The following is a 22,329-nucleotide window of genomic DNA, read 5'->3' as shown; positions in this document are numbered from 1 at the left end:
TTCTCTCAGAACAGTCCGGGCGCACGCTGCAGCTCGCTCATCAGCACACGCGCCCCGCTCCAGGCGATCTGGATCCCGATGCAGATGCGGATGAATGCAGCCAGGCGCATCAGGACGTTGACTCCGGACGGCCCCAGATGCCGGACCATCGGCGCGGCGAGGCGATACAAGCAATAGATCGCGAGCGCGACCGCGAGCAGGCCCACTAGCGCCGAGCCGGCAAGCAGCATCGCATTCGCGGTGAACTCGTGAGGTCGATGGCTGCCCATGGTCAGCGCGACCGAGATCGACCCGGGTCCAACGGTCAGCGGCAGTGTCAACGGGTAGAAACCGTCGCGAATGGTTTTGACGTCGCCAGCCTCAGTGACCCCGCCGTGCTTCGAACCGCTGTCGTCGTTAAGCAGCTGCCATCCCATCGCGGCGACGAGTAGCCCGCCGGCTATGCGAACCACGGGCGCCGTGATGCCAAAGAACTCCAGGATGAAAGAACCGAACAGCATCGTTCCCAGAAGAAGCCAGAAGCCATTGAAGGCAACGCAGAATGCCAGCCGGCCGCGCTCTCGCTCTGTGCAGCCCGCGGTTAAACGCAGGAACAGCGGTGCGGCCCCGATCGGATTGACCACGGGAAACAGGCCCGCAAAGACCAGGAGGAAGGCATTCGCAAGGTCGTTCACGGACCCACCCTCGGCCATCGTTACCGGAAATGCTCGGGGTGCAGGTGGGTATTGCCGGAAGCCCGGAATTCTGCCTGGCACGCCGGATGCAGCTGGCTCCGGTTATGGATCAGGCAGGCTTCGATCCTGGCAACGTTCGGAATATCCGAGCTGCAGAACCTGAAAGCATCCCCCATGCAGGCGGATCGCTGCTGCGGTGTGCCCTGCGCCAGCGCCGGGCCGGCGATCGAGAGCGCCATCGCCAGCGTCAAGACGCTACCGACAATGGCCGTGGCGGATGGTCTGGATACTTTCATCTTGCCCTCCTTGGCTGAGTTATCCGCTCGTGGCGGTGTGACGCGCAGAAACCTCATCCGCGCTTCGACGGCAAATACCGTGTCGCTATGCACCTATCGCAACAGCCTATGGCTACAGGGGTTCGGAAGCGGCAGTGAAGCTGCAGTAGCGATTCTATGAATGCCTTCGGCAAGCTGCTGACTCACGGAAATTCGGCGGTCATATCGGTTGCCGATACCAGCATAGCGAACTCGTATTTGTTCTGTGTCTCCGCGAGATGCATACCGCGAGCCGTCGGATCGGCTTTCTGCCGGTCCAAATGACACCGCGTCATGCAACGATCGAAGCCGATCAGGATGTCATGGCGATACGTCAGAAGAGAGATCGAAGAGGAGATCGCAATGCTGAGGTCACATATCACGCTCGGCGCGCTTGCTGTGCTGGCGCTGGGTTCATCGCTACTGGTTACGCAGCCTGCCGAAGCAGCGGGCGGATGCGGCCCCGGGGCATGGCGCGGGCCCTGGGGCCACTGCCGCGACACTCCCTATTATGGCCGACTGCCTGACGGCGAATGGAAGTTTCGTCAAGCCAATAATGGCTGCCCTCCCGGATACTGGCGCGGGCCGTGGGGTCATTGTCGCAACACGCCGTATCACGGTCGACTGCCAAACGGCTCCTGGAAATAAATCGAGACATCTTCGCAGGATCGCTCATGGCCGGCGATTGATCGAGCCACGGCCACGCGCAATTCGACAGGTGCCGTTTTGCGCGGAATACGATCCATCAGGGGCAGAGACCTATGTCGAACTGTGCCGCGCCCCAAGGCAGCTCGTGCCGCCTTACCACGGATTCACAAGGAATACGAAAATGACAGACAGCGTTCTCGTCGTCGGCGCAGGCCCGGTGGGCCAGACGATGGCTCTCGAGCTTGCGCGATATGGTGTATCGGTCCGTATCATCGACAAGATGCCCGTGCGCAGCGACAAATCCCGGGCGGTCGCACTCTGGAGTCGCACTCTGGAGCTTCTGGACCGTACAGGTACCACCGACGATTTGCTGGCAATCGGCAACAAGGTATCGGCTGCAACCATATTGGCCGGCGGTCGGCTGATCGGGCGCGTCGATTTCGGGGACGTTCAGTCGCCTTATCCCTTCGCACTGATGGTTCCGCAGTGCGATACGGAAGCTGTCTTCGAGCGCCACCTCGAACGATTCGGCGTAAAGTCGGAGCTCGGTGTCGAACTGATCGACTTTTCCCAGGATGGCGATGGAGTCTCTGCGACGATCCGCTCGGCCGATGGACGAGAGCAGACCGAGCGTTTCGATTGGCTCATAGGCTGTGACGGCGCTCATAGCCCGATCAGACATCGGCTCGGCTTCGAGTTCGGCGGCGACACCATGGGCAATGACTGGACGCTCGGCGATTTCCACATGTCCGGATGGCCGTTCGCGCTGTCGGAGCTCGTCACTTACTGGCATGAAGATGGCGTCCTCGTATTCTTCCCGATGGGGCCCGGCCGCTATCGGCTCATCGCCAGTCTCGGACCTTCGACCGGCGAAACGCCTGCCGCACCGACGCTCCAACAGTTCCAGGCGCTGGTCGATCGGCGGGGGCCCGGCGGACTTGTACTGAAAGATTCACTTTGGACGACCGCTTTCCGCATTAATGAAAGGCAGGTTGCGAACTACCGTTCGGGCAGGATTTTCCTGGCGGGAGATTCCGCGCATGTCCACAGTCCTGCCGGCGGTCAGGGCATGAACACCGGGATGCAGGATGCTTTCAACCTCGCCTGGAAGCTGGCGCTGGTTTGTCATGGTATCTCGACGGCCCCTGCACTGCTCGACAGCTACAACGTCGAGCGCAAGGCGGTAGGCGCCGCTGTAATCCACTCGACGGGCCGGCTTACGAAGACGGCCACGCTGCACAACCACGCTGCCCGGCATCTTCGCAACTTCGTCGCCCATGTCGTCATGGGCATTGGACCGGTGCGCCAGGCGATGGCGGAGTCCATGACTGAAGTCTCGGTCGGTTATCCGCAGAGCCCGCTCAACGGACCAAGCTCAAACAACGGCCTCGCAGCCGGCGTCCGGGTGCCACCAGTCGATGGCGAGGCGCCCTACGGCTCAGGCAATTCGCCGCGCTTCAGCCTGCTGGCGGCGCCCGGTGAGGCGCAGGAGGCGGAGGAGATCGTCTCGCGCCACCCGCAACTGGTTGAGCCAATGATCCGGCCGATCACGCCGGGGGCCGGCCTCCGGCTCGTGCGTCCGGACGGCTACCTCGCCGCTTCAGCCTCCCGCGAGAACTGGAGAGAAATCGCAGCGTACCTCGAACGGCTCAAGGAAGAATGCACCGGTACACACCGAACCGTATCGCCGGGACTCCTCGCACGGCCATCGCTCGCAAGGATGAAAACGGACTCGCTATAATAATGCAGTCCGGAGCGGCGTTGGAGTGCGTTGCTGCATAAAGTAGCGGACCGCCTCCCATCGAGTGACTGAGAAGACACCGCTTCTCAGCCGTAGAAAAGACTTTCATAAACGTAGCAAGCGCGGCGGCACCATCGGCGTTCAGATGTCCTATAGTCCCAGGTGCACTGCTTCTGCCGTGCCCGGAGTAATCGAATATAATGGACGAGATGCATCTGTCGTAAAGATATCGCTGGACACGGATCCAGTCGGCTATCGTTTCGCCCCGACCGTGAAAGATAAGCAAGGCCGCTGTAGGCCGACAGGAATCCTTAGCCCGAACGAGAAAACTGTCCAACTGTCGATTACCGCTGGGTATCGAGAGCCGCTCGTACGTTAGCCCGACGTCGGCCGGAGTGGCTTCCGAGCGCTTTCCGGGGTTCAGTGTATCTTTTTCGAATGCATCCCACGGGCTAGCCTGGGCGGTAGAGGCTGTGATCGCAAACACGACCACTGACAGGAAACATATGCTCGCAAACAATGCGCTGCTCAGGCCCCCTCGCCTTCTGGTACTACATTTCCCTTGAATGGCCATTGCGACACTCTCAGTTCAGCTTGAACGTGGTCGCCAGCAACGTCTTAATGGCTTCCTCCGTTGCTTGCGTGGAGGAGGATGAATAAGCAACGTGGGGACTGCGTTGTACGCAATCATCGGTACTTTTGAACGGCTGCTGCGTGTTTACATTCACAATAGTTCCGATTGGCACCTCCTTCAAAACGCAATGCGTTGCCTGCGCGTTTTTAACGACGACTGGAACGCGCGGGAGATTGGGAAAGTAAAATGCGTGCCAAGTATCCGTAAACTCGGTGATTTTGATATCCTTTCCCTGCAGCTGCGTTCGTGCAACATACGAGCGACAAGGACCACTCTCAACGTAGTCGTCGGAAGTGCCGTGAAAGATACGGATCGGATGATCACTTACGTCGCTGTCCGAAACGTAATTGATGAAGCACGACGGATAGAGTGCAATGTAAGCTGCAGGCTCAATACCCCCAACATTCCACATCCTTTGAAATCGTTTCATACTCGCATATAGTGCGACGTGCCCGCCGCGCGAAAACCCCATAACTGCGATGCGGCTTGGATCTACTCTGGGATGCGCCGCGAGCACACTCAGGCTGCGATATAAATCAAGGATCCCGTTGAGCCGGCCAAAAAGCGATTGATCATAAACCGTACTTACGATTCCGCGCGCCGCGAACGAATCCATGATGAAAGTAGAGATACCCATTCTCTCGAACGCCCTGCCCCAAACATCGGTGTTGGGTGCAAAGCCGCCGGAGCCTGCCACGAATACTACGAGCGGAAGGCGACCTTCGCCTTGAGCCACCCTGAGCGTGCCCGCAATCGTTACCGGCTCGCCAGCAGGTACTCCTTTTAGAAATTGTTCGTCCGACAAAGTCAAAGTCTGAATGGGAATCGCCTCTATGCGTGAGGCAACGTCTTTAGACAAGGATTGCGCATCGGCCGACGAAGTTAATGCCAACACGATCATAACGACAAAGCTGCCAAGTAAACGCGTCATCCCAATTGCTTCTTTCGTAGCATTGCACTGCGTCGGGTTGCATTCGCTGCAACGCGCCACCGCCACAGGAAATTCCTACTCGTTTGGTAATCAATCGAACTTATCGACACCGATGGAGTGTAGATACCTAACCAGCTACCCTACGGCTCCAATGCACCTTAGCACTTCTGGCCGAAATCGTGATTTCCTATTCTGTACATCGCGAACGTCGGATTGAACAACGACTCGGACACGCGACCATCTCGAAACATATAGCTTGAGCAGTGCATTCGTTCGATCGCCGAAGCAGATCAATTAAAGGCTGAGCGGATGGATATGGCGAAATGCTGTTGGCGCGCTTGTGATGACTATCTGGAAAGACGGATGAGTTGCTTGCCAAGATTTTCGCCACGATAGAGCTTGGCGATCGCGTCAGGGCAGCACTCAATGCCAACGTCGATGTCCTCGCGATATAGGATGCGGCCTTCTCTCACCCAGGCCGCGATCCTATCAATTGCCTCTTCATAGCGATGCTTGTAGTCAAACACGAGGAAGCCTGACATGCGTGCCCGCTTCACCAGAAGATGGCGCTCGACGCGAGGGCCAATTGGCACGGGATCCCAGCTCGCAACCGATGCGGTGCCGCAAATCACGATTCGAGCGCCCACATTCATCATTGGCAGCACGGCATCACTTATCTTACCGGCCGTGTTATCAAAGTAGACGTCGCCTCCCTGGGGGCAAGAGGCCATGAGAGCTTCAGATACTTCATCAGACTTATAATCTATGATCGCGTCGTAGCCGAACTCCTCCAAACACAATCGACTTTTCGCAGGCCCCCCAGTTATTCCAACAGTTCTACACCCCATGAGCTTGGCAATCTGGCCCACCGCCGAACCGACTGCCCCTGCGGCGGTCGACACTATTACCGTGTCTCCTGGGCGCGGCTGACCAATATCCAACAAGCCGAAATACGCCGTGACCCCGTTGATACCTAGAAGACCTAGGGCGAGAGATAAGGGCAGATCAGTCTCTTTGACTTTTCGGGACACCGAGCTTCCGTCGGAGATGGCATATTCCTGCCAGCCAAACATACCGACAACGAAATCGCCCTCAGCAAACTCAGGATGACGCGATCTTATGACCGTTCCGACAGCGAAGGCTCGCATGACATCGCCGACTTCGACAGGTTTGGAATAGTTGGCGGCCGCTGCCACCCAGCCTCGCATTGCGGGTTCAACCGAGAGAAATTCATTCTGAATCAAGAATTCTCCCTCAGCAATCTGCGGCAATACAGATTGCACGATCTCGAAATGTTCAGCTTGCGGTATACCTTCCGGTCGTGACTTTAAGCGAACCTGACGATTAGATTGAACGAAGCCGCTGGCGCGGCATGTAGGGAGGCGTAGCAAGGATTGCCTCCTGTCTGAGAGGATTGCGGGTTTTCGAAGCCCAACCCTTTAGACAGGAGGTTTTCCGATGGCTGAGATCAGCCCACTTCGCCGCCGCATGATCGAGGACATGACGGTCCGCAATCTGTCACCGGCGACGCAGCAATCCTACCTCAACGCCGTAGCGAAGTTGAGCCGATATTTCGGTCGTTCTCCTGACCGCCTCGACCTGGAGGATATCCGTGCCTTCCAGGTTCATCTGGTTGCGACGGGGATGTCCTGGCCGGCGCTGAACCAGATCGTTTGCGCACTGCGGTTCTTCTACGGTGTGACCCTTGGTCATGACACCGTTCCGGAGCGCATCGCCTATGCGCGTAAACCGCGCAAACTGCCGGTCGTGCTGAGCGCCGACGAGGTCGTGCGCTTCCTGGAAGCAATCCCAAGCCTCAAGAGCCGTACCGCGCTGACCACCGTCTATGCCGCAGGCTTGCGCGTATCGGAAGTGGTCCTCTTGAAGGTTGTCGACATTGATAGCCAACGGATGTTGATCCGGGTCGAGCACGGCAAGGGCGGCAAGGACCGTTACGTTATGCTCTCGCCGCAGCTTTTGAGGATTCTGCGGACGTATTGGCGGCTCACTCGGCCAAAGCGATGGCTGTTTCCCGGCCGAGACGACGAGCGTCCGCTCGTCCCCAACGTGCTGCACGCCGCCTGCCGTTCAGCCTGCGCTGCGGCCGGCTTGAGCAAGTCGGTGACAGTGCATACGCTGCGGCACACATTCGCGACCCATCTCCTGGAGAACGGGGCCGACGTGCGCATCATCCAGGTGCTGCTCGGTCATGCCAGTCTGGCCAGCACGGCGCGCTATACCCAAGTCGCCACCAAGACCATCAGCAATACGCCAAGTCCGCTTGACCGGCTCCGCCTGGAGGTCGTGCCGCCCGGCTGAGCGGACCTGATGGCTCCGGTTCTGGAAGTGGCGGATATCTTCCGCCGCCACGGCGAAGCGTTTCGGCAAGCCCGTGCCGAGCATCTGGGCCGCGTCGAGCGGCGCGTCATGGGCGCGATCACGGCATGCCGGACGGCTGTGCTCGGCGGCCACGTCGAGCAGTGCGATGACTGCGGCGCCACACGCATTGCCTACAACTCCTGTCGCAATCGGCATTGCCCGAAGTGCCAGGGCGCGGCGCGCGCGCAATGGCTCGCCGAACGGCAAGCCGAACTCCTTCCCGTACCGTATTTCCACGTCGTCTTCACCCTGCCGGCCCCCGCCGGAGAGATCGCCTTCCAGAACAAGGCCGTCGTCTACGCCATCCTGTTCCGCTGCGCGGCCGAGACGCTCGCCACCATCGCGGCCGACCCCAAGCATCTCGGCGCTCAGCTCGGCGTGACCGCCGTCCTCCACACCTGGGGCCAGACCCTGCAACACCATCCGCATCTCCACTGCGTCGTGCCCGGCGGTGGACCCTCGCTCGACGGCACACGCTGGGTCGCTTGCCGGCCCGGCTTCTTCCTGCCAGTACGCGTCCTCTCCCGGTTGTTCCGCCGCCTGTTTCTGCAAGAGCTGCAAGCTGCCTTCGCGGCTGGCCAGTTGGGTTTCTTTGGCGATCTCGCGCATCTGGCGGATCCCGCCGCGTTCACCCAACGCCTCGCTCAACTCCGACGGACCGACTGGGTCGTCTATGCCAAGCCGCCATTCGGCGGCCCCGAACAGGTGCTGGCTTATCTCGGCCGCTATACGCATCGCGTCGCCATCGCCAACAGCCGGCTGATCTCGCTTGCCGACGGCAAGGTCAGCTTTTCCTGGAAGGACTATCGGCAGAATCGCAAAGCCAAAGTGATGACGCTTAATGCCGATGAGTTCATTCGTCGCTTTCTCCTGCACACCCTGCCGGACGGCTTCCACCGCATCCGCCACTATGGTTTCCTCGCCAATGGCGGACGCAGCGATAAAATCGCCTTCTGCCGTCAACTCCTTACTGTCCGCAACCCTCCGACTGATCAAGAAGCCGGCGACGATCCCCTCACCAAATGGAAGATCCCCGTCTGCCCGCATTGTGGCGGCACCATGCGGCGCGTCGATGTCGTCCCGCGAGCCTGCGCCCGCGACCATCCGTTTCGTTGTGATACGTCATGACCAGCGCCTGCACCATCCACCTCCTCTGTGATCACCTTCGCGGTGGCAACGTCCGAAGTCGCCGCGGCCGCGCTCGTCACCGAACACCACGCCAATCGTTCGGCAACGCATCCCAGCGCAGCAAGTCGCTCGCTGGATCGCGCCCTTGGCCCTATCAAACGGGCTGCTCACATCCGATGAATGTCTCGCCGACGCGCGGCGACCACAGGAGCGCCTTCCCAGCAGCCGCACCCGCTGCACTATTCCCATAGCGCCCACAACTCCGCAGCTTCGTTCAATCCGGCTTCTATGAGGTCGCACGCACGACAGAGCGCGCGGCTCGCGCCTGCCACGCGACCTCACAGAACCCTCAAGATTCCGTGCGCACTTTCATGTTGATTCTTTCGAGAGAGTGCCCGCTTAGGCTGCATGGTTCGGAGTGCAATCTGAGCCGTCTGTGCACACGCGCCAATAGCAGGAGCTTACCTTTTTATTGTTTCGCACTGACTTTCTCTCAGCGGGATTGTCGCCTCGTCGGCCGGGATAGTTTTTAGGAGCTTATAGTAGTCCCATGGTCCCTTTGATTCAGAGGGAGCCTTTACTTGGAAAACGTGGAAGTCGCGCAAAACACGCCCATCTTCCCGGATCCGACCGTCTTTTGTCATCATGTCGTTGATTGGAAGCTTCCGCATCGCGGCGAGGACCGCATCTGACTCTGTCGTGTCCGCATTCGCGACTGCTTTCAAGTAGTGGGTCACTGCGCCGTAGACACCGGCCTGAAGCATCGTCGGCATTTTCTTATTCCGTTGCATGAATCGGTCTGACCATGCTCGGCTCTGGTCGTCGAGGTTCCAGTAGAACGATTCAGTCAGCAACGTTCCTTGAGTCACCTCTAGACCGAGCGCGTGAACCTCGTTGATCGTAAGACCAAGCGCAGCCACTTTCTGCCCAGCCTTCGGAAGCCCAAATTCCGCGGCCTGTTTAAGTGCGTTACTGGTGTCGGCTCCAGCATTGGCTAAGGCGATGATATCAGCCTTCGAGGCCTGGGCAGCTAATAGTGCAGACGCGAAGTCGGACAGATTAAATGGGTGACGAGTTGCGCCAAGCACCTTGCCGCCCGCAAGATCAATCGTCCGGGTCGCGTCTCGCTGTAAAGCGTGTCCAAAGGCGAAATCCACTGTAATAAAGTACCAGCTCTTCAGGCCCGATTGAATGGCAGCACGAACCGGAGCAGCGGTGATGGCGAAGGTGTCGTACGTCCAATGGATTCCATACGGCGAACACGCCTTCCCCGTTAGCTCTGAAGCGCCGGCGCTCGAGTACAGAACAATCTTTTTCCTCTCGCGTGCAAGACTTTGAATTGCCAGTGCCACACTGGAGTTCGGAATATCGACGACGGTATTGACACCGTCGACGTCGAACCAGCGTTTAGCAATGCCGAGCCCTATATCCGCCCTGTTTTGGTGATCTCCCACGATCAATTCGATAGGCTGCCCCAATACACTGCCGCCAAAATCCTCGATCGCCATGCGGGCAGCATCCACAGAGCCGGCGCCAGAAACCTCCGAATACGGACCGGACTGATCGTTCAGCACTCCAATCTTAACTGCCGCGTCTGCGCTGAACGATTGGAGTAGTAAAGATGATAATAGTGCAATGTAACAAAGCCGAGTCGCCTTGACGCACGCTAGCGACTTGGCCGGATTCATTCTCTTCGGAGAATGGTTTTTCATTAGCTGCCCCCCTTTTTCTGTTAGTTTGCTACGAAAAAATAAGTCTTTCCGACGGCGGTGGGCGCCGTCACAGAACTTCCAAATGTCTGCAGCAATTCCGCTTGCGCACGCCAACCGGTGCAGTGACCGGCGGCAATAAGCGATAGATTGAACTTCTTCAAAGCCTCGAGTGTCGGCGAAATGATTGTTTCGGTGCTACCCGAGAGATGCAGTCCTCCAATCACAGCATGGAGGGGTAATGCGGGATGCGTTGCGCGAGCGTGTTCAAGCACATTGACAGCGCCGGCGTGAGAGCAAGCTGTGAGTATCACCAAGCCCTTGCCGCCCACGTTAATGGCAAGAAATCGCTCATCGATGATCTGTGGATCAGGCTCCCAACTTTCGTTGTCTTGCCTCCAGCAGACGTGTCCAGGCAACCCTTGTTCAAATGGAGTGACGCGCTGTATCTCTCCACTCACCTGCAATAATCCGTCAAATATGTTGACAGCTTCTGTGGTTACGAACGGACTCGCGCCGCATTCCGTGAGCCGGTCCACATCTGGGACGTCATCCAAGATCACCACCGCTCCATCCGGTAACTGGTATCCGCGCCGATTGAACATCCCCGGATGTAAGTAAATAGGCAGACTGGCGCCGCCACTCCTGCTCCGGATCGCACTTATTGCAGCGAGAACCGCGCCCACATGGTCGAAATGTCCGTGCGAAAGCACGATCGCGTCAATGGTCCCGAAATCGAGACCGAGGCGCCCCACGTTGTTCATTAATATCAACGGCTCCGGGCCTGTGTCGAAGAGGACCGTTCGCCTCTCTAAACCTTTCTGCACAGTAACCGCGCACGAGAAACCGTGCGCGGCGCAACAAAGACAATTACCACCCAGCTTCCGCAGCCCGCGTCGCAAATGGCCGCTTAGCTCACTAGACGCCGACGGCCCCGGGGACGACAATATATCGGTTGCGTTGTCAACCAGTACACAGATCTCGAGACTGTCGACGGGCCGCAGAGTGATCATGTCGAGGCAGAGCTGGACTCGTCCTCAAAGAGGCGGAGCGCTAAGAGCGAATGTCCCAAGGTGCCACCAGCGCGAACAGCCGCAGCGACGAACGCCACCTCTGCCAACTCTTCCTTCGACACGCCATTCTCACGAGCGTTTCGTGTGTGCACATCAATACAATAGGAGCACTGGGTTGTGAGGGCGACCGCAATTGAGATCAGCTCTCTATACTTGCGAGGAATCAAACCACCATCACGCTCAGCGGCATGATTGAAAGCCATAAAGGCCTGGCCTTCCTTATCCGCTAACTTGAGCACTTCCGGTATTTTCGCGAGGTCTTCATGTCTCTGATAGTCAGCCAAATTCTGTCCTCCTAGCTTTACTAGGACTAAGAGGGGCGCCTATGGAGAAACGGTTCGCGCTGAAGCAAAAATAATTTTATGGCCGGACATTATCAGTTTCCCGGCGACGACCAAACCGTGCATCACATTGAAATTGCTTCTATTTTTTCGAGCGCGTCAGCCGCCAAAAAAATTGCTTCTCTCTGGCCGAACCCTTCTTCGGATTTGGGACCTCTATCTATTTGAACGTCAACAGAGGAAGAAATCGACATGATGTATTTGAAACGTAACCTCCCCGGATGGGAGAGAGCAATTCGAGGCGGGATGGGTGTGGGGCTTGCTGTTCTTTCTTATACTTACGGAGCGACGCCTTGGACATGGATCGGCATCGCGGCGGGCGCCATGATGATCGGCACGGGCTTCATCGGCTTTTGTCCAATGTGCGCTATGGTCGGGCGCAAGTCGATTGAAAAGCAATGATTGTCGAGCCACAACTGGTTGAGGCTGCCTGCCGTGGAGATACTGCGGCCGTCGAGCGGCTTCTGGTCATCTGCCAGCCCGATCTGAGGCGGTTCGCGCGACGGGCATGCTCGACCGGCGAAGATGCGGAAGATGCAGTGCAAATAGCCCTCTGGCAGCTATATCGAAAGATCGGCGCGCTCCGGACGGCGGCCACGTTCGCCTCCTGGCTCTTCAAGATCGTTGAGCGGGAGTGCTACCGGTTGTTCCGTGCACGGACCAAGATACAGACCATCGATGAGTCGCTCGACAACGTCGCTATTCAGGATCCATTCCCGGTCGAGTTGCGTAACGACTTGGTCGCCGCCATCGCGCAGCTTCCAGAGCCGTACCGCAAGATCCTCATCCTGCGCGATATCGACGAATTGACAGCTCCGGAAGCCGCCGAACAGCTCGGAATCTCGGTTGAGGCAGCGAAGAGCCGCCTGCATCGTGCCCGAATGATGGTGCGCGAGAGTCTGCTGGGCGGCGGATATCTAGCAGTTCGTAGTCAGGAGCTTACTGCACCGCCTCCCCACTATGATTGAATGTCGGGCCCAGAGGGAGACAGATCATCTCTGCCGCGCGCATGTCACTCTGGACGCCGATGTTGCAGATACCTCCATTGTCAAAGGCACGCCGGAACGAGGTGGAGAAACGGTCTAAGGCGCCCCGCGGATAGTCTCCAGACGAAACGATCACACCATGGACGGCCGGTTTTCTTCGGCGATCATGCAGATGGACTCATTGATCGAGCCAGCATGGCCGCTCTACCCGTAGTTCGGTAGCCGCCTGATGGAAGGCAAGATGCGCCGTCTATTTCAATCCTTTGTTGATGGCCTGGCGGACAGCAAAGACTCAGATTCTCTCCAACAAAGCATGACTGAGATTGCCACCGCACTTGATCTATGCTGCTTTGCTTATCTCTCCTTACCAAGTGCCCCGAAGGCGGAACCACTCCTCATCTCTACTTATCCTTCCAGCTGGACAGCCCATTATTTGCGCAACCACTATGAGCGGTTCGATCCGGTGATCGTTCAAGCACTCCGCTATCCTCAACCATTTGAATGGGGTGTCGGAGTTAGATCCCCAGCATATTCCGAATTAGAACGTGGGTTATTTGAGGAGGCCGCCAAATTCGGCATCAGGCACGGATTCACCATTCCGGTTCACGACAGCAAGGGCGCTGTGGCTGCCCTGACGTTTGCCGCCGATGAACAGCGAGCTCGGTTCAAACGTACGATAGACGAACACGCTAGCGTTCTTCAGTTGATGGCGATGTATTTTCACGCGCATGCCCGCCGCAAATTCCTAGCGGACGATTTCCCCAGTATCGCCGGATTATCACCGCGTGAGATCGAGTGTCTTAAATGGGCTGCGCAGGGTAAATCGGCATGGGAAACAGGTCGTATCCTAGGCATCTCGCGCCATACGGTAGCTTTCCACCTTGACAACGCCAAGACAAAACTTGGCGTGCGCTCGACCATCCAGGCAGTTGCTTGTCTGACCACATCGAAACTGACCATATAAGTATACACGTTGATCCAAAGCGGATGAACCTCCGTAACTGCGGAGGCAGTCTCTCAACGATATTTCGCCTTCAATGCGACACGGCTTTTCCGCGTTAGGAGGCAATCATGATGCAACTTATTACGCCCGATCACTACGGCACCTTCGTCGAGGAAATCGCCGAGATGCACAGGCTAAGATACCGAGTGTTCAAGGAACGACTCGGGTGGGATGTTCATGTCAGCGGCGATATGGAAATCGATGAATTCGACGCGCTTCATCCGGTTTACCTCATCCAGCGAGGTAACGAACGCATTCAAGGCTGCGTACGGCTGCTCCCATCCACTGGCCCGACAATGCTTCGAGACGCGTTTCCTGTATTGCTGGACGAGAATTCCTTCCAAGCCAGCCCCACGATATGGGAAAGCAGTCGGTTTGCGCTTGATATTGGCAACGACAGTAGCCGAGACGCTGTTCACGGATTGGCAACTGAAACATACGAACTTTTCGCCGGCATGATTGAGTTTGGCCTATCACGCCAATTAACCAATATCGTGACAGTCACCGATGCCCGGATGGAGCGGATCTTGCGGCGTGCCGGTTGGCCCCTCAGACGAATTGGAGAGGCTCGGAGGATTGGAAGTACCCTAGCGGTTGCAGGCTATCTCGATATTTCAACAGAAAGTCTGGCACATGTCTGGAGCGCTGGAAAGTTTCGAACGCCGGTGCTTTGGAAACCCGTGATGGCAGCGGCTTAGCTGATCGCTATCGCAGAGAAATTGTGGACGAACGAGGATTGCAAAGTGAGCGATACTCAGTCGAACAATATCCCATCCGTCCGACTAACCAGGATCGAGTTACACCATCTGCGGTTCGCAATTGCTGCGGCCGATTGCGGCAGTTTCCGACAAGCTGCAGAATTGCTCTCTGTTCAACATTCTGTGCTCAGCCGAGCAATCAGTTACCTTGAACATTCAATCGGCTCTCCGTTATTTGCACGCTCAAGCAGCGGCGTCAGTTTGACGCCTGCTGGACAAAATGTACTGCAAACGGCCAGAATGATCCTCGAGCAAATTGATGCGCTCTTCATTGCTGCAAAGTTCAATAGTAGACGTGAAGGAGGCTATCTTTCCGTCGGCTTCTTGACTTCGATCTCGGCGGGCAATTTGCGGGCCACACTGCTTGATTTCAAAAGGCGATATCCCGAAGTTGAACTGGCAATGCTGGAACGATCCCGGACTCGTCTGACGACCGCTCTCCGGAACGGAACACTGGATGTTCTCATAGTCACGGGCGAAATACCTTCATTGAACGGTAAGATCCAGCCGCTTTGGACCGAACGGATCCTGGTCTCGCTGCCAAAGGATCATCCGCTGGCGGCTCGCAATGTGGTTTATTGGACTGATCTTCGGAATGAGAACGTATTGCTAGATCAGAATGAGATGGGGCGCGAGCTTGAGGCCCTGCTGATGTCGAAACTTGTTTCTTCCGAGGAGCGCCCCCGGATCGAACGCCACAACGTAAGCCGAAGCACCATCAAGAACCTGGTCAGCATGGGGTTTGGGATCAGCCTTGTCATGGAATCTGAAATCGGAGCAACCCTCACTAGCGTCGTCTATCGCGAATTGCGGGATGGGGCTGGTCCAAGCCGGATAGATTTTTCTGCGTACTGGCGTGCTGACAATGAAAACCCGGCATTGGGTCGCTTCCTGAAGCTTTTGGCCGAACGGTACCCTTCGCCGAACTCAGGCGAATGAGCCGCTCGCCTTAACTTCGGAACCCGGCGGTGCGTGGCCATCAATGCGTGAGCACGAGCGCGATCAATTTGCCGGGATCGTTGGCCGGTTGACTAGTTTCGCACGACCCAGGCTATATCGCCGCCTTGCCTCCAGCCGCAGCGGGGGCGCCGCTATTGACGATCCATTTCTACGTTGCTTCTGGTTAGCCGGTGTGTTTGTCGGACAAAGGTCAGCGTGACGGCAGCATGTGTTGCATCACCCCAACTCTACGGATCAGGGCGTGCGCGCACGCCGCCCCGACGTGAACACCTATCATCACCGGCAACGGTGACCTCGATGGACGGCCTGCGACTCACGGTTCAGCATCGGACGAGATGCGCTCGCTCGCGGCCGCAGCGATCAGCCAACCACCCCGGTCTTCCCATTCGCGTGCTTTTCGGCGATCCCGACCGTCGCATCCAGTGAAGTCTTCATCGACGCGATCGGCCAGCGTCGTTTGCCTTGGTGCTTGCGGTTTTCGCCGATACGTCGGCAGTCGTAAGAAGCAAGGTCGAGCGGCTGGCAGGTGGTAATTTTAACATAACGTTCTCCTGCCTCCGCAATACGATGACCGGACCGAGTTGGGCGTGACTTAGGGCAGCCCAGAGATGTTACTCGCCGCTGAGCTCCTAACCTGGACCTAAGTCTGTACGCGCACGCTAGTCGTCGAGTTTCGGCGGTTCCCGCCGACACCATTCGGACAGGAGTCAATTGACGTGCTTGGAAACAGACGCACCGGCAACATGCTGAACAAGGTTCCGGAGGTCACCCTCATTTTCTGGGTCATCAAAATCATGTCGACGACAGTCGGCGAGACGAGTGCGGACTATCTGGCCGTCCACGTCGGTCTCGGAACGACTGTGACAGGTCTCATCGTGGCAAGCCTGCTTGTGGTGGCGCTTCTCGTCCAACTTAGCAGGAACCGGTACGTACCCTGGATCTATTGGGTGACCGTCGTCCTCGTCAGCATCGCCGGCACCCAAGTCACCGATTTTATCTCCGACAGGCTCGAGATCAGCCTGTACGTCAGCACGGCGGCATTCTCTGTCATCCTCGCCGCCATCTTCGCCGTCTGGTACCGGGCCGAGCGGACCTTGTCGATTCATACCATCGTCACGACGCGACGCGAGTTCTTCTACTGGGCTGCGATCTTCTTCACCTTTGCGCTCGGCACAGCGGCTGGCGATCTTGCGACAGAAGCCCTCGGTCTGGGCTTCAATGTCGGCGTCCTAGTCTTCGCGGTGCTGATTGCGGCCATCGCCGGAACCTATGCGCTCGGCGTCAATGCGGTCCTCACCTTCTGGATCGCCTATATCCTGACACGTCCCTTGGGCGCCTCGCTCGGAGATCTTCTATCGCAATCCCAGGACTACGGCGGTCTCGGCCTCGGCACGATCTACACCAGCATCGCTTTCCTCACCGTCATCATTGGCTTGGTTGCTTGGCTCTCCTTCGAGGGCGAGCGCGCGGGCAAGACCCAGGCCTTATCGAGCAACTGAACGCATCGTCAACGCGAACGCTTACCAGATCAACCAGCACCGAAAGGAATCTTAAGATGAACAAGACCACGATCACATGCGCCATGGCGATCCTCGCTGTCGCGATCGGCCAATCGGCGCCCTATGTCGGCGGCGCCTTTCTGCCGCGGGCAGAAGCCGCGCAATCCAAGCTCGGAGACCTGGCGTCCTTCCGCAGCATCGCTGCCGACGTTGCTGCTCTCGTCGACAGGGGCGACCTTCCAGGCGCCAAGACACGCATCAAGGATCTGGAGACCAAGTGGGACGAGGCGGAATCCGGATTGAAGCCGCGCGCCTCGACCGATTGGCACACCGTCGACAAGGCCATCGACCGCGCTCTAGAAGCCGTCCGAGAGAGCAATCCGGATGCCGCCAAATGCAAGAAGGCGCTGGCAAATCTCCTGTCGGTGATAGACTCCATGAAGGCCTGATGCCCGCACAACCGCTCGATATCAGCCGGCCGGTGTTCAACACCGGCGTCCACGCTCCGCCTACCAGCGCGAACGGATTCAAGCGAAGGACTTCCGCGTGAAAGACAGCATCGAATGGAACAAGGTTCCGGAAGTAACCTTGGTCTTCTGGATTATCAAAATCTTGGCCACGACCCTGGGTGAGACTGCGGGCGACGCCTTATCCATGTCCATGAATTTCGGATACACTCTGAGCAGTGTGGTCTTTATCGGCATCTTCCTGACGGCTGTCGCCGCACAAATCTCGGCGCGGAAATTCCATCCCTTCCTATATTGGTTCGTCGTGATCGCCACGACGACGGCCGGCACGACCATGGCGGACCTCGCGGACCGCTCTCTGGGCATCGGATATCCGGGTGGATCTTCGCTGTTGTTTGCGCTGCTGATGATCTCGCTATTTATATGGTACCGCTCGGAAGGATCGATCTCGGTCAAGACTGTTTCGACCCCTCGCGCCGAAACCTTCTATTGGGTCTCGATTCTCTTCTCGCAGACTCTCGGCACCGCGCTCGGCGACTGGATGGCCGACACCAACGGTCTCGGGTACGAAGGCGGCTCCTTGGTGTTCGGCGCCGGGCTCGTCGCGACCGCTGCGACCTACTACTTCACTTCTGTGAGCCGTACCACGCTGTTCTGGGCCGCCTTCATTTTGACCCGGCCGCTCGGAGCGACGCTCGGCGATCTGCTCGACAAGCCGCTTGCCAACGGCGGGTTTGCCTTCAGCCGGTATCTTGCATCCGCCATTTTGGCGGCACTGATCGTCGCCTGTGTAGCCCTGCTCCCGCAACGCGCCGGCACGCATCCCGGACAGGCTGACACAAACCGGATTTGAGCTGCTTGATGTGACTGAAACGTTCTGCACGAGCGCACGGAGTTGAGCCTTTCGTTCAATCTTGAGCCTTCTAAGGTTCCACGCCGTCAGATCGTCCCGAAAGTCTCCGGCATCCCGCGGCAGCGTTCACAGCTTAACCGTGGGCCCCTTCTTGTCCTGGTCTCAGTCCATCTGCGCAGGATCGCGCGATCTCGCGGGGATTCACTGAAAAGGCCCAGTGCCTTCGCGAAAGCGGTCGCGGAGCACCGGGAGCGTGGGAGCGCCCAAGTCCAAAATGCTTTGCCTGACTTATCGTCTGCGGAAACAGTGGTTTGACGAGAGGAAGAGCGGCTGGAAGCTCTTTGCCTGCCAAAAGCAGCGCCCGGGCCCTGCGAGCATTTCCGCTGAAGGATCGTTCGGCGGTTTATCGGCGGCGCCGTCGAGCCGCCATCCGCGCGTTCAGGAGCAAGGCAAGCGGACAGCCGAATGACAAGATCGTTCCCGCGGCTATCGTCGGCAGGAAAGCGCTCGCAATCGTCGCCAACAGAACAATCCCGATAATGGTCAGCGCGAAGGTACCATCGTCGATAAACAAGCGAATCAGCTTTCGCAGCACGCCTTTCACCGTTGGCCCTCCGGCTCGGAGTGGCCTGCAAGTTTGATTGACAGGTATCCCGCTGCGAGGAAAATGGCCGCGAACACAGTAATCGCCATATCTGCGCCCGGCCACTCGATGCCAATGCCCTCTCCAGTCCAGAATACGCCGAACGCCGATAGCGTCGCGCCTACCGCAAACTTCAGCGTGTTCTCGGGAACGCGGGCGAGCGGCCGACGGATAACGAGGCCAACGCCGGCGATAGCGACACAAGCCAAAGCGGCTCCCACGACAGCGGAGACTAACATTCCCCTGCCTGCGCCGAGCGCGATGATGACGAATACGACTTCCAGACCCTCCAGCAGGATGGCCTTGAACGTCGTGAGGGCCGCGATTTGGTCAAGGCGCGACTTCTTCTCGCGGGCGAGATCACGCAATGCGGCCGTTTCCGCCGCGAACGCCGCTTCCTCATCATGCACTGGAATCAAGCCCGCCGCGCGCAAAACCGATTTGCGCAGCCAGCGGAGACCGAACAGCAGCAGCAGAACACCGATGGTGAACTGCAGCGCCCGCAGCGGCAAGAGATTCAGCACAGGCCCAAAGAAGCCGACGAGCATCGCCAGAACGATGACTGCTGCGAGAATGCCGAAAAGTGCCGGCCGCCAACCGCGGACCATCGCGACAGCCAAAACGATGGTCAGGGCTTCCACAGCCTCCACGAACGAGGCCAAGAAGGCAGCTGTGACAATCGGCCAGACCAGCGCCGCGTGTGACATTAGCCTAACTCGTGATTGCCTGGCCGAAGGAGGACGTGTGGCCTACCACGATGCGATCAAGGACCCGCGCGAGCGCGATCAGGAGAACTCCTTTCGTTGGAACGAGCGTATTGTGTCGCAAGCCGCTGAGAGCATGCGCCCATAGGGACAGGATAACGCCGCAACAAAAACGACCGGCAACGAGCGCCTGTCGCAAGCCATCGTCGGAGCGACCGCGCGCCAACGCAGCACCGGCGACTCCGGTCGCATCTGTTTCAACAGGGTCTGCGACATGCCGTTGACCTGCGCGAGCGCGACATTGATGTTCGAGGTTGGCCGTTAGAAGATCTTGATGACGCCGTAATTGATGATCACTGGGACCCGATGTACTCAATGTCATTGACAGGTTCAGCAGCGGGCGCCCGTCGAATATGACGATGCGATTCACTATGTTGTCCGCGGACAGACCTGTATAGCTGAACAGTACGCTGATGAGGAGCATGTCGATGTTGGGGAAGATGTCCGTCGGGCTACGCAACGACGCGAACGTGGCAAAGACCAGGATCAGCACGGCTATCACCAAAGACGTATAAGGTCGCGCTCGAGTAAGGTCGCGCCAGCGCAAACCTGACGATTGCAATCATTTCGGGTCTCCGCGCGGCGTCGGAGCGGACCGGGGGCTGGTCGATCCGGGTCCGACGCAAGGGTCTTCAGCGAGTTTCCTCACCGAACAATCGCAAAGATAGCGCCGAGCTTATCGTTCAGCTAATGCATTCTTATCATTACGACATAACCCTTATGAATTGAGGTTGGATACTTCGAATAGACCTGCCGTCTCCTCACATCCGTCGACCTGACCCTTCTGATGGTCTTCGACGCTGTGATGAGAAAGAGATCGACGATGCGCGCCGAAAAACGTCTGGGCCTGCGTCAGCCGGCGCAAGCCATGCATTGGGGCACCTCCGACACATGTGAAGGCCGAACTCTTCGTCGGCGTGCTGCACCACCGAAGATCGCGAGGAGACGGAGCGATGACGGCAGACCGCCTCCTCGAATGGACGCTTCGCTGCTATTGATGCTGTGGACGGCTCCTCCACCGGCACGAGAGTGCCAAGGAATGGGCGCCGTTTTGAGGCTCCCACGATTCGGAGGAGCGGCCTATGCAGCCAATTTCGACTATCGGTTTGGATATCGCGAAGTCCGTCTTTCAGGTACACGGCGTTGATGCAGCCGGCCAGGTGGTCATACGCCGCCAGTTGAGGCGCCGGCACGTCCTGGCGTTTTTCCAGAAGCTGCCGCCATGCCTGGTGGGGATCGAGGCTTGCGCATCATCGCACCATTGGTCCCGCGAGTTGCAGTTGTTAGGGCATACGGTGCGATTGATGCCTCCGGCCTATGTGAAGCCCTACGTCAAGCGGCAGAAGAACGACAGCACCGACGCGGAGGCAATTTGCGAGGCAGTCACGAGACCCAACATGCGGTTCGTGCCGACCAAGACGGTCGAGCAACAAAGCTGTCTGATGCTTCACCGGGCGCGCCATCTCTTCATCCGCCAGCAGACTGCCGTGATCAACTCAATCCGCGCCTATCTCGCCGAGTTCGGGATTGTTGCCCCTGTCGGGCGCAGGGGTGTCGAGCAACTGCTGGAAGTCGTCGCCGATACAGCCGACCACCGGCTCCCCGAGGTGGCCCGTGCGTGTCTTGCTGCTCTCGGCAGTCAATTGCGCGCACTGAAGGCTCAAATCCTGGAGTTCGACCGACGCATCATCGCCTGGCATCGATCAAGCGTGACGAGCAAACGGCTGGACGCGATCCCCGGCGTCGGGCCGGCGCTGGCAACAGCTCTGGTCGCCAGCATTGCGGATCCCAAGGCTTTCCGATCGGGACGAGACTTCTCGGCCTGGGTTGGGCTCGTGCCGAAGCAGAACTCGAGCGGGGGCAAGGACAAGCTTGGCAATATCAGCAAACAAGGGGATCGCTATTTGCGTAGCCTGTTCACGGCTGGCGCGCTCGCAGTGATCCGCTATGCCAAGATCCATGGCACCAATCATCGGCCCTGGCTCACCCGATTGTTGGCCCGGCGCCCCACCAAGGTCGCCGCCATTGCGCTCGCCAACAAACTCGCCCGGATGGCTTGGGCGATGATGGCAAGGAACGAACGTTACAATGAACCCGTCGCTCTCGCGGCGTGACGAGATCACACCGGTCATCCGGGTGTGACGTAACGGTTGGAAGGGCGAACAGCACTAATGCAGCGCCGGTCGATCCGGCGATCAGGACAACCCACTTGGGCCACAGCATCGTCGAATGCGTGCTATTGACCGGGACCTGATCCGCGGAGGGCATTATGGCCAGCGGTCATGCGTACCGCGTAAACAGGCCGAACACATGGCTGCTCCGACCAATGCTGCAAAGTGAAGATTCTTCTTGCCAACCCGGAGCCGTCCACACAAGGCCCATGCCGAAGGGATATTCGGATTTCCGATCCTTTGAAGGACGAAAGCGGGACGGCGCCGCGTGTCGATCGATGCCCGGGAACAGGTACGGTGCCGCGAAAGACCTGCACCTGTTAGCTACGAGTATCGCCAGCGCGATCGCCCAGCTGATGAAAGAGACTGCGACATTGCCGCGCGGTGTTCCGCAGCTTTCGTCGGGTGCCGTGGAATTCGCAACTATTTGTTCGATGGGATCTGACATTCGAACCCTCCTTCTCATTTGACGATCCGCGATACGGTCGTGCCTAATGCCCGCCCAACGTCTTCACGCGATATGTATCGCATGATCCAGATTAGGACTCGCTTAGGCATCGGTGACGTTTGGTTGAAGATTTTGTGGCCGATCGAAGGGTCTCGACGCACGTCAAGTGCTCCACTCTTCGCTGTTAACTTTCGCGGTTGGAGAT

Annotated in this window: 23 protein-coding genes; 12 read left to right on the top strand and 11 right to left on the bottom strand. The window is 58.2% G+C overall.

All coding sequences use genetic code 11. The annotated features are described in order from the left end of the window. Positions 1-5: 5 nt before the first annotated feature. Entirely contained in the window at positions 6-674 is a 669-nt protein-coding gene (locus MTX21_RS38900) for a MarC family protein (RefSeq protein ID WP_280969698.1), read from the bottom strand. Between the two features lie 20 nt (positions 675-694). Further along, positions 695-1,027: a hypothetical protein gene (locus MTX21_RS38895; RefSeq protein WP_280969697.1), complete on the bottom strand. Its 333-nt coding sequence runs from the start codon at positions 1,025-1,027 to the stop codon at positions 695-697. A gap of 790 nt (positions 1,028-1,817) precedes the next feature. On the opposite strand from MTX21_RS38895, the gene MTX21_RS38885 reads away from it, so the two are divergent. After that, positions 1,818-3,377: an FAD-dependent monooxygenase gene (locus MTX21_RS38885; RefSeq protein ID WP_280969695.1), complete on the top strand. Its 1,560-nt coding sequence runs from the start codon at positions 1,818-1,820 to the stop codon at positions 3,375-3,377. Between the two features lie 584 nt (positions 3,378-3,961). Here MTX21_RS38885 and MTX21_RS38880 read toward each other — a convergent pair. Then, entirely contained in the window at positions 3,962-4,942 is a 981-nt protein-coding gene (locus MTX21_RS38880; RefSeq protein ID WP_280969694.1) for a dienelactone hydrolase family protein, read from the bottom strand. 347 nt (positions 4,943-5,289) lie between these two features. Beyond that, positions 5,290-6,333, bottom strand: a complete 1,044-nt coding sequence (locus tag MTX21_RS38875) for an NADP-dependent oxidoreductase (RefSeq protein ID WP_280969693.1) — start codon at positions 6,331-6,333, stop codon at positions 5,290-5,292. A 67-nt stretch (positions 6,334-6,400) separates the two neighbouring features. On the opposite strand from MTX21_RS38875, the gene MTX21_RS38870 reads away from it, so the two are divergent. Both MTX21_RS38870 and MTX21_RS38865 read left to right on the top strand, forming a co-directional pair. Beyond that, entirely contained in the window at positions 6,401-7,261 is an 861-nt protein-coding gene (locus tag MTX21_RS38870; RefSeq protein ID WP_128943944.1) for a site-specific integrase, read from the top strand. Positions 7,262-7,267: 6 nt separating this feature from the next. Further along, the gene (locus tag MTX21_RS38865; protein WP_280970930.1) at positions 7,268-8,449 is read left to right on the top strand and encodes an IS91 family transposase; all 1,182 of its coding nucleotides are present in this window, start codon (positions 7,268-7,270) and stop codon (positions 8,447-8,449) included. A 461-nt stretch (positions 8,450-8,910) separates the two neighbouring features. Here the strand turns inward: MTX21_RS38865 and MTX21_RS38860 are convergent, their stop codons facing one another. Genes MTX21_RS38860 through MTX21_RS38850 form a run of 3 tightly spaced genes read right to left on the bottom strand, consistent with a single transcriptional unit; the run spans position 8,911 to position 11,515 of the window. Beyond that, positions 8,911-10,137, bottom strand: coding sequence for an ABC transporter substrate-binding protein (locus MTX21_RS38860; protein ID WP_280970929.1), 1,227 nt, complete (start codon positions 10,135-10,137; stop codon positions 8,911-8,913). 44 nt (positions 10,138-10,181) lie between these two features. Beyond that, complete coding sequence (locus MTX21_RS38855; RefSeq protein WP_280971352.1) at positions 10,182-11,171, bottom strand: MBL fold metallo-hydrolase; 990 nt, start codon at positions 11,169-11,171, stop codon at positions 10,182-10,184. Continuing rightward, a complete protein-coding gene (locus MTX21_RS38850) occupies positions 11,168-11,515 on the bottom strand; it encodes a carboxymuconolactone decarboxylase family protein (protein ID WP_280969691.1) in 348 nt (115 codons plus the stop codon). Before MTX21_RS38850 ends, MTX21_RS38855 begins: the two co-directional genes overlap by 4 nt. A 249-nt stretch (positions 11,516-11,764) precedes the next feature. Between MTX21_RS38850 and MTX21_RS38845 the strand changes: the two genes are divergently transcribed. The 8 genes from MTX21_RS38845 to MTX21_RS38810 all read left to right on the top strand — a co-directional run bounded on the left by MTX21_RS38845 (position 11,765) and on the right by MTX21_RS38810 (position 18,098). Next, a complete protein-coding gene (locus tag MTX21_RS38845; RefSeq protein ID WP_280969690.1) occupies positions 11,765-11,974 on the top strand; it encodes a DUF2892 domain-containing protein in 210 nt (69 codons plus the stop codon). Then, entirely contained in the window at positions 11,971-12,540 is a 570-nt protein-coding gene (locus tag MTX21_RS38840; RefSeq protein WP_280969689.1) for a sigma-70 family RNA polymerase sigma factor, read from the top strand. Before MTX21_RS38845 ends, MTX21_RS38840 begins: the two co-directional genes overlap by 4 nt. Positions 12,541-12,787: 247 nt before the next feature. Then, positions 12,788-13,522, top strand: coding sequence for a LuxR family transcriptional regulator (locus MTX21_RS38835; RefSeq protein ID WP_280969688.1), 735 nt, complete (start codon positions 12,788-12,790; stop codon positions 13,520-13,522). A 107-nt stretch (positions 13,523-13,629) separates the two neighbouring features. Then, the gene (locus MTX21_RS38830) at positions 13,630-14,259 is read left to right on the top strand and encodes an acyl-homoserine-lactone synthase (protein ID WP_280969687.1); all 630 of its coding nucleotides are present in this window, start codon (positions 13,630-13,632) and stop codon (positions 14,257-14,259) included. 45 nt (positions 14,260-14,304) lie between these two features. After that, entirely contained in the window at positions 14,305-15,258 is a 954-nt protein-coding gene (locus tag MTX21_RS38825) for a LysR family transcriptional regulator (protein WP_280969686.1), read from the top strand. Between the two features lie 764 nt (positions 15,259-16,022). Beyond that, complete coding sequence (locus MTX21_RS38820) at positions 16,023-16,778, top strand: hypothetical protein (protein ID WP_280970928.1); 756 nt, start codon at positions 16,023-16,025, stop codon at positions 16,776-16,778. Between the two features lie 56 nt (positions 16,779-16,834). Next, positions 16,835-17,227 (top strand): hypothetical protein, encoded by a 393-nt coding sequence (locus MTX21_RS38815; RefSeq protein ID WP_280969685.1) that lies wholly within the window; start codon positions 16,835-16,837, stop codon positions 17,225-17,227. A 97-nt stretch (positions 17,228-17,324) separates the two neighbouring features. Next, a complete protein-coding gene (locus tag MTX21_RS38810) occupies positions 17,325-18,098 on the top strand; it encodes a hypothetical protein (RefSeq protein WP_280969684.1) in 774 nt (257 codons plus the stop codon). 403 nt (positions 18,099-18,501) lie between these two features. On the opposite strand, the gene MTX21_RS38805 is transcribed toward MTX21_RS38810, so the two are convergent. The 3 genes from MTX21_RS38805 to MTX21_RS38795 are packed head-to-tail and all read right to left on the bottom strand — an operon-like array spanning position 18,502 to position 19,998. Then, complete coding sequence (locus tag MTX21_RS38805; protein WP_280969683.1) at positions 18,502-18,702, bottom strand: hypothetical protein; 201 nt, start codon at positions 18,700-18,702, stop codon at positions 18,502-18,504. Next, positions 18,699-19,448, bottom strand: coding sequence for a TMEM165/GDT1 family protein (locus tag MTX21_RS38800; RefSeq protein WP_280969682.1), 750 nt, complete (start codon positions 19,446-19,448; stop codon positions 18,699-18,701). The genes MTX21_RS38805 and MTX21_RS38800 overlap by 4 nt, the downstream gene beginning before the upstream one ends. A gap of 4 nt (positions 19,449-19,452) precedes the next feature. Then, a complete protein-coding gene (locus MTX21_RS38795) occupies positions 19,453-19,998 on the bottom strand; it encodes a hypothetical protein (RefSeq protein WP_280969681.1) in 546 nt (181 codons plus the stop codon). 589 nt (positions 19,999-20,587) lie between these two features. Between MTX21_RS38795 and MTX21_RS38790 the strand changes: the two genes are divergently transcribed. Beyond that, on the top strand, positions 20,588-21,619 hold the full coding sequence (locus tag MTX21_RS38790; RefSeq protein WP_280964601.1) for an IS110 family transposase: 1,032 nt from the start codon (positions 20,588-20,590) through the stop codon (positions 21,617-21,619). Positions 21,620-21,785: 166 nt separating this feature from the next. Here the strand turns inward: MTX21_RS38790 and MTX21_RS38785 are convergent, their stop codons facing one another. After that, positions 21,786-22,124 carry a hypothetical protein gene (locus tag MTX21_RS38785; protein ID WP_280969680.1) on the bottom strand — a complete coding sequence of 113 codons (339 nt, stop codon included), beginning with the start codon at positions 22,122-22,124 and terminating at the stop codon, positions 21,786-21,788. Positions 22,125-22,329 lie beyond the last annotated feature (205 nt).

The sequence above is a fragment of the Bradyrhizobium sp. ISRA430 genome, from assembly GCF_029909975.1.
GTDB lineage: Bacteria > Pseudomonadota > Alphaproteobacteria > Rhizobiales > Xanthobacteraceae > Bradyrhizobium.
The sequence above is the reverse complement of the archived record's forward strand: the minus strand, read 5'-3'. Positions and strand labels throughout refer to the sequence as shown.